The organism is Sporolactobacillus laevolacticus DSM 442, assembly GCF_000497245.1.
Lineage (GTDB): Bacteria > Bacillota > Bacilli > Bacillales > Sporolactobacillaceae > Sporolactobacillus > Sporolactobacillus laevolacticus.
In genome coordinates this window covers 36,687-47,313 of sequence record NZ_AWTC01000024.1, presented here as the reverse complement: position 1 = coordinate 47,313, position 10,627 = coordinate 36,687, and the positions used below count along the sequence as shown (strand labels likewise).

Sequence of the window (10,627 nt, the reverse complement as noted above, 5' to 3'; positions counted from 1 at the left end):
CGGCCTGATGCTTCACTCCCACTATAAAACAAAAGTGGTGCAGAAGAGTACCGTCGTACTTTCTGCACCATTAAGGTTAGTATGTTTCAAAATGTAATTTTTGAAAATGTATTCTTTCCTTATATTGATCTTTCAGATGTGGAGTTTCGTCAATGTGATTTGTCCAATGTTCATGTCAGTCACGCCATCATGCATCGGGTGAAATTTGATCAGTGCAAGATGGTTGGTATGAATGCAGATGATACATATCTCAGAAATATCACCTTTCATCATTGTACGGGAAACTATGCATCATTCTATGGAACGAATATGAAGCAGGTTGTATTTGATGAGTGCGTTTTAAGCGGCAGTGATTTCAGTTCAGCTACTCTGAGTAAAATAAATTTTGGTCAATCCAATATTGATAAAGCTCAATTTTTGACCACAAAACTAGAGGGGATAGATTTAAGTAGTTGCTCGTTTCAAAGTATTGCTGTCACTGTGGAATGTCTTTCCGGCTGCATTATATCTCCGGAACAAGCTGCAATTTTCGCCAAAGCACTTGGTTTGATTGTAAAAGATCCCTATTCTGAGCAGGGGTAATACGGAACATGGTCATTGGGTCTTTAGAAATGAACAGTTGACGAATACTGTGACATAAACTCATTTACCATGTTCAAAAAATGGACATTTGTGTGGCAATTAAAAGAAACGTGGAAACGGATTTGGAGTTTGCTCTTATCGCGTGTCTGATCTCGCTTTATGTACTTTTTACTTGCAAAATACAGTTGGCTTAAATTTTTGACTCGAGGTGAGCAATTTGAAAAACTACTCTATATTTAATGAACTTGATCAGACTCATCCGATCGTAGTAAGTATTCCGCACAGTGGCACTTACATTTCCTCTGAAATGAGAAAACAGTTGATGCCAAATGTCATTTTACCAAACATGGACTGGTTTTTACGTGAATTATACGATTTTTTAGCCCTAGATCACGTTACAGTCTTAGAAAACAACACCAGCCGATACGTCGCTGATCCTAATCGAGATATTGAAGCAGATCCTACGGGTAATTATCATACACTTGTGTATCAAAAAACGACATTAAACAAACCCATGTATCATCATCCACTTACAAGAGAAGAAGTAGATCAGCGAATCGAAAGGTATTACAAGCCCTATCATCAGGCATTAAAGCAACTTTTAGAAAACAAATTAACAGCTTATAAAAAAGTGATCTTATTGGATTTACATAGCTTTGCTGAATTTGGGAATCCTCCAGTAGTTCAGGACTTTGTTCTTGGTAATCGTAACGGATTAACAACTTCAAGAGAAACGGCCCAAGTCATGATGAGACTGTTGTCTGATGCTGGGTACACGGTCTCAGATAACTATCCTTTTCCTGGAGGATACATTACAAAGCATTATGGAACCAACTATGGAAATCGGATAGAAAGCATGCAAATCGAAATTCGTTATAGAGAATACATCGGGGATCGTTACTATGGTGAAGAAGAATTGACCCATTGGGACAAGTCTACCTTTGAACATGCTAAAGCGAATCTTAAAGTAATATTTCAACATTTCTTGTCTTATATTCATAACAATATAAATTACTGCTAAACTTTACGAATTGTTAAGCGAGCAAAACATAGAGAACGAACTCTTTTATGGTACACATAATTAAGTTTAATGTTGGAGATGGTCTCGTGATTTTATCAAAAAGATATTTTCCCTATATTTCGGCAATTCTTTTTGTGAGTATTATTGGGTTTTCTTTAATGTTTGTTAAAATGGCAATTCGTTTTGCAAATCCTCTCGATATTCTGGCGGATCGATTCACCGTTGCCTTTATCTTTTCTCTGATCATCCTGTTGTTTACGAAAATAAAATTGTCTATTCGTTGGAAAGATATTTTTAATCTTCTCCCACTGGTTTTGCTGAATCCCTTTGTATACTTTTTAACCCAAGCATTAGGCCTTGTTTATTTACCTGCTTCAGAGGCAGGAATTATTCAAGCTATGATTCCTATATTCACTTTACTTTTTGCAGCTCTGTTTCTTAAAGAACGGACCAACTGGCTACAAAAGCTTTCAGTTTGTTTGTCTGTATTTGGTATTATATTTATTTTTATAATGACAGGCGCTCAGTTTGGCTATATAAATTGGTTAGGTATTATTTTATTGCTTGTGAGTACTTTGTCCCATTCGGGTTATAATGTCTTGGCAAGAACGACAACAAGACATTATAAAATGACTGACATTACTTATTTAATGGTTATTATTGGATTTTTGTTATTTAACCTTATGGCTTTAGCTAGTCATCTAATACATGGAACAATTTCAAAGTTTTTTCAGCCATTTTTATATCCCTCGTTTTTTGTATCCATTTTAGTTTTGGGTATTTTTGCATCTTTTACTGCTTTCTTTTTGGCTAATTTTGCCTTATCTAAAATTGAAGCTTCAAAGTTTGGGGTTTTCACCAATCTCACAACCATTATTGCTGTGTTTTCCGGTGCCGTTTTCCTACATGAAACCTTGTTCTATTATCATTATATTGGGGCCGTCCTCGTTATCCTTGGTGTTATTGGTGTTAATGTTTTTGCTGTAAGCACCTATAAAAAGACAACACCTTTAGTGTAGACGGGGAAATAGCAAAAGATAATTCTGTCCGTTATGCTTGTTACTATTATGATTCAGAGACACAGCATTACTATTTAAAAGCTGGTTACTATGATCCGGAGAATGGAAACTTTTTAGCGATGGATACAGATCCTGGTGATGATAATGACTCTTTATCCCAAAATGGATATACTTATGCGAAAAACAATCTTATTTCAAATGTGGATCCTGATGGTAATTTTGCATTCTTAGTAGCTGTGTATTTTATCCCGGTAATCGGAGAATATGTTGCTGCTGGAACATTAATAGCTGCTGGAGCTTACTTAACAGGGTATGGAGTTTGGCAACTTTCAAGAAAAGTAAAAGCTTATTTTATGAATGCTGAACGTCAAGGCTCTAAAGGAAAAGCAAATAGAAAAAAGCAGGGGAGAGAAGTGACTGAAAAGAAAAGAGAGCAATCCAACTTCAAATCTCGATCAAATAAAAATCCTAACAGGGCAATGAAAAAACATACTCCAAGTAAAACACATCAAAGAAAACGTGAAAGTAAGTGGTATTAATGCCGAATAAAAAAAGAACAGGGCTTAGATTGAGATGTGAAAAAGGTGTTAACGAGGAAGTTCGTAACGTTGTCATTTATTTCTGTCAATGGTTAAGAAATGAATACGACTTCCCAATTAGAGTAGTTATTTATCTTAAAAAGGCATATCGTATCAAGACTATTGAAACTCATGAGTTAGTAACAGGATCATTTTTTGGCCCTTTTAATAAGAATGAAGAACCCTATATTAGGGTTGCTACAGGAGACTTTGATGAACTTGTTCAAGAAAGGGGTAAAATAGATGCATTCTTTGCTATTTTAGAAACTATTGCTCATGAAATTGTTCATTACTGTCAATGGCATCATGACGAAGAATTTAATGAAGAGGAGGCAGAATTTCAATCTAAAACAATCGTTGATCGATACGCTGAAACTTTAGAGGATATTTAGAAACCATTTTGATTAAAACTACATGGACTTTATAAAGTTGTCAGCCTATCATGTTGGCAACTTTCCTTTTATTATTTAAACCACTAAATGAACATATTTATTATACAACTAATAAAAGAATGGGATTCGGTGCAAAAAAGTCCAGAATTTGGTCTGGGGTGTTATCCGGGATTTTAAGCGGAGAAACAAAAGAGCCGTCCCTGCGCGTGGTCATTCGACTGGCACACTTTCTAGACGAGTGTGGAAGAACTATGGGGAGACGAGGCTTAGGCTTTGAGGCTCCTTATTTTGTTTTTCAAGGGGTTCAATTTCGTGAACGACCGCCCAATAAATGGAGCCTGCCGGCAGGTCGTGGCGGTGCTCTTTTTCATACTCCTTAGGGTAATCAATTTGTGATTGTTTTTTTCAGTCAATGCATCAACTGCGTACATCATTATCTGCTCCTTTCGAGTGACTAAAAAGTGACCAAGCATTGAAAAAAGCTGACTTTCATTAATAACAATTGACAGTTGCTTCATATGATAATGACTGTTATCAAACGGCTTTTAACATCGTTTGATTTGATTGACAGTCGATAATTAGTATGATATTCAGTCCTATCACTATTATCAGTGGGATCCAAATGGTCATATCGTCGGTATGGTTGTTCGGGACAAAGGTCCAACGGGTGCCTGGAAAACCACACCTTACTATTTTTTGACGGATCAGCGTGGAGATGTAATCCAGATTGTTAATCAATTCGGTGACAAGGTGGGCTCATATTCGTATGATGCTTATGGTAATGTTCTTCGTTTGTGGATAAGTATCATGTTCCCACCCATTCTCAAGTTTTAAAATGGGTGCATCAGTGGGGTTATCTATTGTAATGTTTATAGGATATACAATGACGAAGGTGGCAAAATAATGTCAAAAGAACGAGAAAGAGGAATTCAGAATTCAGATAACAAGTACTATTAAATTGTCTCATTTTACAAAATGTAGTGTTGTGTTATACAATTAAAATAATAAAATGATCGGAAGGGTGAACCAAAGGCCAATGAAAAGCTGATCCTATTGATGAAACAGTCACATGGAAGGCATTACAGATGCAGAGCGTTTATCTGTATGTATGCCTTCAAACGGACTTTTTCAGAGTAGGGTCGGCGATCAGCGGCTAAGCGTCTTTTCCGCGTTCATCCGTACTTATGCCTCCTATTCTGAACTTGGATAGGGGGCGTTTTTACGTCCCAGAAATTGTGAAAATGGGGCAGAAAATCATCTGCCGGATCCTGGCGTTTTGAGAAAAACATCAAACCAGTTTTTCATTAATTTTATCTGCTACTTTAATAATTTATGAATGAAAGGAGGCAAAGGTATGTTAACTTTTTGGCGAATTAAATTCGGTAAAAAAAATAAAATTTCTGGCATTTTGTTTTTAAGGGGAGTAGTCTGCTCTTTTTTAAGCCAAACATCCTCTATAGAAACAGTGGCCGGAAATTATTTGCCTCAATTTATGAAAATCTGTAAGAGATGTACTATTTATTAGTCTATCTTAGATTTAATACAGATTGGATATAAACGTTGGCACCGGTATTTTTTCTGGTGTCTTTTTTATTGGCTAGAGTCACTTCTCCCTTCTACTATATTTTCAATTAATAAACTTTATCTCATTTATTATTTGAACGAATTGTGAAGGGATGTATTAAAATGTTAAAAACATCAACCAAATACGAAAAAATACAACACTATTTAAGGAATATAGATCAGCCCGATTACAGATTCAAACAAATCATCCACTCTATTTTCAAGGAAAGAATTGGTGACTTTGAAAAAATGGATGTTTTACCCAAAACGTTAAGACAGCAATTAGTAAAAGAATTCGGTACAAATATTTTAAGCATTGATCCGGTGTCAGAACAATCTTCTCAGCAAATTCATAAAGTTCTATTTAGACTACCTGATTCTAATAGGGTAGAAACTGTAGGTATGAGATTTAAAGCTGGTTGGCATTCATTTTGTATTTCCTCTCAATGTGGATGTAATTTAGGATGCAAGTTTTGTGCAACCGGTGCTATTGGACTAAAAAGAAACTTAACGGCAGACGAAATAACCGATCAAGTACTTTATTTTTATCTACAAGGCCAATCTTTGGACAGTGTTGCGTTTATGGGAATGGGCGAACCGCTTATGAATGGACATGTATTTAGTGCTTTGGGTATATTAACAGATTCGACATTATTTGGACTAAGCCCAAGGAGGATAACTGTTTCGACAGTGGGGATTATACCTAACATTAGAAGAATGACTCATGACTATCCTCAAGTTCACTTAACATTCTCATTGCATTCGCCTTTTAACGAACAACGGAGTTCTTTGATGCCCGTGAACGATCGCTTTCCTTTAGAAGATGTTATGAACGAGTTAGATGACCATATTCGAGTAACAGGAAAGAAAGTATATATTGCTTATATCATGTTACCTGGATTTAATGACTCTATAGATCATGCAAAGGCTGTGATCAAACTTCTTAAAGGAAGGATTCATTCTGGTAAATTGTACCATGTGAATATTATTAGATATAATCCTACCATAGATGCTCCAGTGCATTATGGAATATCAAATGAAAGGAAAGTAGACGCATTTTATTCCGAATTAAAATCAGCAGGGATTCATGTCACGATCAGAAGTCAATTTGGGATTGATATTAATGCAGCCTGCGGGCAATTATATGGTCAGTATCAAAAAATAAATAAAAAGAGTTAAAGTCGACAATAACTTTGCGTTATCTTGTTTGTTGCCGTTGTACAGCAAAAAGCATGAAAAGTGTTTACCTGTTAATACTCTGAATGTATAAAAAAACAAAGGAGCAAATAAAAATGCAGAAATACAAAATTTTTAACACCATCACAACGGTAATTATTACTGATAGTGAAGCGGAAAGCGTAGCGGAAGCCCTAGCTAATGTCGATGAACTGAACTTTAAGAAGATACAGATGACACTAACAGATGTAAATGGTAAAGAACATGTAATCAATGCGGAGGAATGGAAAATTAAATCTGAAGTGATGAATGAGACAGGTGAGAAGGTCGCTGAATCACACTAAATAATGATTGAACAAAAAAGAAAGCTGCCTGTGATTACAGCCGTAAGACATACCACCGATTGCCAACAATTTTGTTGCCTGTAGTTAAGGTGTTTACCAAATAAGGAAATCCCTGCGATCATTGTTTTTGATCATCTATAGGGATTTCTTTTGTTTATGCACATTGAACAGGATGGATTCTTTCTCAAACCCAAAATGTATCATTTTTTAAGGGGAGGTAACAAATGCACTAAATATCGTAAAGTACTTTTGGGCCCTCTATAGTTGTCAGGGTGATTTTCTTCTCATCTATGGATTCACTTAGAACCTTCTCGACAAAAAACTAATGGCTTAGTCGTTTAAAAAACTGGTCTGTCCTGTTTAAAAGTGAATATCTTTGAATAAGACGAGTCGGCGTATGCCGGCAATTTTGATATGCGGGAGGAATCATCATGACAGAAGTACTCGCTCTTGCAACGATTATGTTGCCCATCATTACTGCGGTAACACAATTGATAAAAAAAAGTATATCAATTCCGAAGAATGCTGTTCCGGCGATCGCATTTGGCGTTGGTCTGCTCATCGGTCTTGCGGCTTATCCATTTACTGATCTGCCACCTGTGCTCCGGTTATGGGCTGGTGGACTTGCCGGATTGTCTAGTACCGGATTGTTTGAGCTTGCACTAAATGATCGACCAGGGAATACCAAAGATTAACAGAATGGCCCTACCCGGCTTTGCTGGGATACATAAAAAGAATAATGCTCTTGCGAAATTGCCTTTATTTAATACACACGCACTCATTATTGAATCTTTCTTATTCTATTGCCCCCTGTTTTTTAGCAAATAAAAAAGCACGGCTATACTGACTGGCCATGCTTCATGTGGATCATTTATTTCTTTGTTTCAGATCGAAGGTATAGGCGACATCCGAATGAACGTCCTTATATCCTTCATGGAGGTAGAGCGTCTTTGCCCGTTCGTTTTTTCCATCGACACATAGGATGGTACGTGTGTAACCGTGCTGTTTCGCGTAATTAATTGAAGCGCGCAGCAGCGTTCGGCCGAGTCCGCGTCCTTGATATTCGGGGATAATTGCGAGCGGTCCGATACACATAATCGGTGCGTTATCGTACTCGTCATCCAGTCCCTGTACAATGCCGATTGCACGATCCTGATGATAGAGGATGAGTGCACCGTCTTCAAGATAATCAGAACCAGTCATTCTGTCGCGGATGATTTCTTCAGTCATCGGTGTCTCGCTGCCTGGAAGTTTGGCGAAGCATTCATTCCTAATTTCGCACCATACCGCTTCATCCTTTCCTGGAATAAGTGGTCGGATCGAATAATCTTCCGGAAGTTCAATCGGATACTCTGAAATACTTTCTTTGACCAGTAGAAAGGAATATCGCCAGAGTTTGAAATTCAGGCTTTCAACCATATTCAGCAATGCTTTATTTGTTAGGGGAATGAACACAAACACACTGTCCATTCCTTCTGCGTGTTTGCTGACAGCCTGCAGCAGCTCTTTGTAATCTGATGCGTTTCCGGTCTCTGTATGAAAAATCCTGAAACGTGCTTTCTTTCCGCTGCGGTAATAATCGTCTATGACGAGTGAGGCTGCACCAATGATTTTTTCTGCGTCATCCATTAAAATATAAGTCGGGTTCTTTTCATTTGGCTCAAAGTTCTCAAATTCTTCGCCGTATAAATACGAGTCATCTAATTCCGCACGATGTTTCGTACAATAGTTCAAAAAATCTTTGACTCTTTCTTTTTTAAGCTTTTCAATACCCATTTTTCTCTCACCTGTCTCTGAAATCCTTGATCGTTAAACTTTAGTGGAAATGAACGAGATCGGAAAAAAGGATTTTTCCAAGAATATCGTACATGAATTGCAGTGTAAATGCTAGATTCATAGTATTTTAAGAGCAGTTAGGGACACGGCAACGGCTATGGAAGTGGAAGGTTTATCCTCCTCTCTTTGCGAGAAGAAAGTGAGAGGACGGTGGTCAGGAAGATCATCAAAGAAACGATAAAGATGGTAATCTTCTGAGTGTGAAACGCTCGTCTTCTCGACAATGTTGAGCTTTACTCATCATAAAAGTACTGATAGTCAGTGTTCAATAATTCGTTTAATCGTCACAGTTGTTCCTTTATCAATTTCAGAATCCACATGAATACGCAAAGAAAGCCGGTCGGCGACTTCCTTCGCTAAGAAGAAACCGAGACCGGTTGCTTTTTTGTCACGGCGGCCGTTGTAGCCGGTAAAGCCGTGCTCAAACAGACGGGGCAAGTCCTCATTTAATATGCCGATGCCTGTGTCGCTGATTTGAATGGATTGCGGGGAAATTTGCACACGGACCTTACCTGCTTTCGTATATTTGACAGCATTGCCTATGATTTGGTCAAGTGCAAAGGAGAGCCACTTCTCGTCGGTGGTCCAAGTCGCATCGCCATCGATGGTAACACTGAGCCCTTTACGAATAAACAGCGGAGCAAACTTGCGCACAACTGACTGAACGAGAGGCTTTATCTGCACGGCTGTAAAGCGGTAGTCGGTTTGTTCGTGGTTCAATCGCAGATAATGCAGCAGCATGTCCAGATAATTTTCTAACTGAAACGTTTGTTCCTTCAATTCATCAACCGTAAAATCACTTGTCTGTCCCATCAAATCGAGGACGGAGAGCGGTACCTTCATTTGATGGCTCCAAATTCGTACGACATCGGTCAAGTCCTCATCAAATTTTTTGATTCCGGCGATTTTATTTTCATAGTATACTTTTTGTTCGTCGAGCAACTTCAACAGATCTTGTTCGGCTTGTGACTGCGGGGTTAAATCAACCTGAGGCACGACTTGCTGGAGCCGCTGGCGATGACGGCACTGAAATCGGTAATAATCATAGGCGCAGAAAATACCGAGGACGGTTGCACCAAATAGCAGACTTGAAAAGAAGGTAAGCATCGGCAAATTACGTAAATAAAAGGTAACACTGATGATGAAAATGGTAACGGCGACGGCCAGTATATAATGTTTTCGTTCACGCCAATACATAGCCGACACCTCGCACCGTTCCGATATAGTCAAACCCAATCGTATTTAGCTTCTTGCGCATGCGGGCGATGTTGACTTGCAGAGCATTGGCATCGATATAGTCATCTGACTCCCAAAGCTTGGCCAGCAGCACGTCTTTGGGTACCGTTTGATTAGGCTGTTCGAACAAGGTGCGCAGCAACTTGGCCTCGGTTGGCGTCAAATCAACTTTGTCCTGTCCCTTTTTCAATTCGGTGCCTTCCAGGATGAAGCTGTTGAAGCTCAATTGGGCTTGTGAGAAGCTGTAGGTTCGGCGCAGCAGGGCATGAATTTTCGCCCTCAGTACGTCGACGGAAAACGGTTTGGTGACGTAATCGTCAGCGCCCATATTCATCGCCATCACCTGGTTCATTTCATCGTCCGCTGAGCTGAGAAAGATGATTGGCGTCGTCGCTTTCTTGCGAATCTCAGTCGTCCAGTAAAAGCCGTTAAAATACGGCAAAGTAATGTCCATTAAGATTAAATCCGGCGTCTCGGTTTCAATTTCCTGACGGATGCTGCGAAAATTTTGCACGGAAACAACCGTGTATTCATCTAGCGCAGACGTTAGTTGTTTCACAATTGCCGCGTCGTCTTCCACAATAAATAGTTTTGTCATCAAAAATTCTCCTATGTGATTAGCTATCTTCATTCTACTGATTTTCACAGAGCGGGACAAATGTGTGAAAAAAAGATATGTGTTGGCTTTCATGGCATATGCCATGAAAAAGTTGAAGATTCCTGAAACGGTAAAAAGTGAAGAAAAGACTTTGAGTTACTCACCGCCTAAACAAGACATAATCGATTATCTTTCTGATATTCCTGATCTGCGCAAGTGAAAGGGTCATTTTTAACTGGCTGAACTGTTTGCTATTAAGTGAGCAACACTATATAATTTCTT

The 10,627-nt window shown here is 38.5% G+C and carries 12 protein-coding genes and 1 pseudogene; 10 read left to right on the top strand and 3 right to left on the bottom strand.

The annotated features are described in order from the left end of the window. Positions 1-81 precede the first annotated feature (81 nt). The 9 genes and pseudogenes from P343_RS37850 to P343_RS35425 all read left to right on the top strand — a co-directional run. Positions 82-216: pseudogene (locus tag P343_RS37850) on the top strand (pentapeptide repeat-containing protein); the annotation flags it as partial. A 12-nt stretch (positions 217-228) separates the two neighbouring features. Further along, on the top strand, positions 229-582 hold the full coding sequence (locus tag P343_RS35450; RefSeq protein ID WP_422784836.1) for a pentapeptide repeat-containing protein: 354 nt from the start codon (positions 229-231) through the stop codon (positions 580-582). 217 nt (positions 583-799) lie between these two features. After that, a complete protein-coding gene (locus P343_RS35445) occupies positions 800-1,603 on the top strand; it encodes an N-formylglutamate amidohydrolase (RefSeq protein WP_023511673.1) in 804 nt (267 codons plus the stop codon). An 86-nt stretch (positions 1,604-1,689) separates the two neighbouring features. Beyond that, on the top strand, positions 1,690-2,622 hold the full coding sequence (locus P343_RS0119310; RefSeq protein WP_236620378.1) for a DMT family transporter: 933 nt from the start codon (positions 1,690-1,692) through the stop codon (positions 2,620-2,622). An 8-nt stretch (positions 2,623-2,630) separates the two neighbouring features. Continuing rightward, positions 2,631-3,161 (top strand): RHS repeat-associated core domain-containing protein, encoded by a 531-nt coding sequence (locus P343_RS0119305; RefSeq protein ID WP_084297858.1) that lies wholly within the window; start codon positions 2,631-2,633, stop codon positions 3,159-3,161. Continuing rightward, positions 3,161-3,592 carry a hypothetical protein gene (locus tag P343_RS35440; RefSeq protein WP_023511672.1) on the top strand — a complete coding sequence of 144 codons (432 nt, stop codon included), beginning with the start codon at positions 3,161-3,163 and terminating at the stop codon, positions 3,590-3,592. The genes P343_RS0119305 and P343_RS35440 overlap by 1 nt, the downstream gene beginning before the upstream one ends. A gap of 1,686 nt (positions 3,593-5,278) precedes the next feature. Continuing rightward, on the top strand, positions 5,279-6,334 hold the full coding sequence (locus P343_RS35435; RefSeq protein WP_023511669.1) for a Cfr family 23S rRNA (adenine(2503)-C(8))-methyltransferase: 1,056 nt from the start codon (positions 5,279-5,281) through the stop codon (positions 6,332-6,334). A gap of 113 nt (positions 6,335-6,447) precedes the next feature. Further along, positions 6,448-6,675, top strand: coding sequence for a hypothetical protein (locus P343_RS35430; protein WP_023511668.1), 228 nt, complete (start codon positions 6,448-6,450; stop codon positions 6,673-6,675). Positions 6,676-7,106: 431 nt separating this feature from the next. Continuing rightward, the gene (locus tag P343_RS35425; RefSeq protein ID WP_023511667.1) at positions 7,107-7,370 is read left to right on the top strand and encodes a holin; all 264 of its coding nucleotides are present in this window, start codon (positions 7,107-7,109) and stop codon (positions 7,368-7,370) included. A 172-nt stretch (positions 7,371-7,542) separates the two neighbouring features. On the opposite strand, the gene P343_RS35420 is transcribed toward P343_RS35425, so the two are convergent. The 3 genes from P343_RS35420 to P343_RS35410 all read right to left on the bottom strand — a co-directional run bounded on the left by P343_RS35420 (position 7,543) and on the right by P343_RS35410 (position 10,345). Then, a complete protein-coding gene (locus P343_RS35420) occupies positions 7,543-8,451 on the bottom strand; it encodes a GNAT family N-acetyltransferase (protein ID WP_023511666.1) in 909 nt (302 codons plus the stop codon). 318 nt (positions 8,452-8,769) lie between these two features. Continuing rightward, positions 8,770-9,708, bottom strand: coding sequence for a sensor histidine kinase (locus tag P343_RS35415; protein WP_023511665.1), 939 nt, complete (start codon positions 9,706-9,708; stop codon positions 8,770-8,772). After that, positions 9,695-10,345 (bottom strand): response regulator transcription factor, encoded by a 651-nt coding sequence (locus P343_RS35410; RefSeq protein ID WP_023511664.1) that lies wholly within the window; start codon positions 10,343-10,345, stop codon positions 9,695-9,697. Before P343_RS35410 ends, P343_RS35415 begins: the two co-directional genes overlap by 14 nt. 64 nt (positions 10,346-10,409) lie before the next feature. On the opposite strand from P343_RS35410, the gene P343_RS37285 reads away from it, so the two are divergent. Next, entirely contained in the window at positions 10,410-10,565 is a 156-nt protein-coding gene (locus P343_RS37285) for a hypothetical protein (protein ID WP_023511663.1), read from the top strand. Positions 10,566-10,627 lie beyond the last annotated feature (62 nt).

Excerpts from the sequence above, each read along its gene's own strand:
- P343_RS35450 (WP_422784836.1), top strand. The coding sequence starts at position 229 with ATGAATGCAGATGATACATATCTCAGAAATATCACCTTTCATCATTGT.
- P343_RS35440 (WP_023511672.1), top strand. The coding sequence starts at position 3,161 with ATGCCGAATAAAAAAAGAACAGGGCTTAGATTGAGATGTGAAAAAGGT.
- P343_RS35435 (WP_023511669.1), top strand. The coding sequence starts at position 5,279 with ATGTTAAAAACATCAACCAAATACGAAAAAATACAACACTATTTAAGG.
- P343_RS35430 (WP_023511668.1), top strand. The coding sequence starts at position 6,448 with ATGCAGAAATACAAAATTTTTAACACCATCACAACGGTAATTATTACT.
- P343_RS35425 (WP_023511667.1), top strand. The coding sequence starts at position 7,107 with ATGACAGAAGTACTCGCTCTTGCAACGATTATGTTGCCCATCATTACT.
- P343_RS35420 (WP_023511666.1), bottom strand. The coding sequence starts at position 8,451 with ATGGGTATTGAAAAGCTTAAAAAAGAAAGAGTCAAAGATTTTTTGAAC.
- P343_RS35415 (WP_023511665.1), bottom strand. The coding sequence starts at position 9,708 with ATGTATTGGCGTGAACGAAAACATTATATACTGGCCGTCGCCGTTACC.
- P343_RS35410 (WP_023511664.1), bottom strand. The coding sequence starts at position 10,345 with ATGACAAAACTATTTATTGTGGAAGACGACGCGGCAATTGTGAAACAA.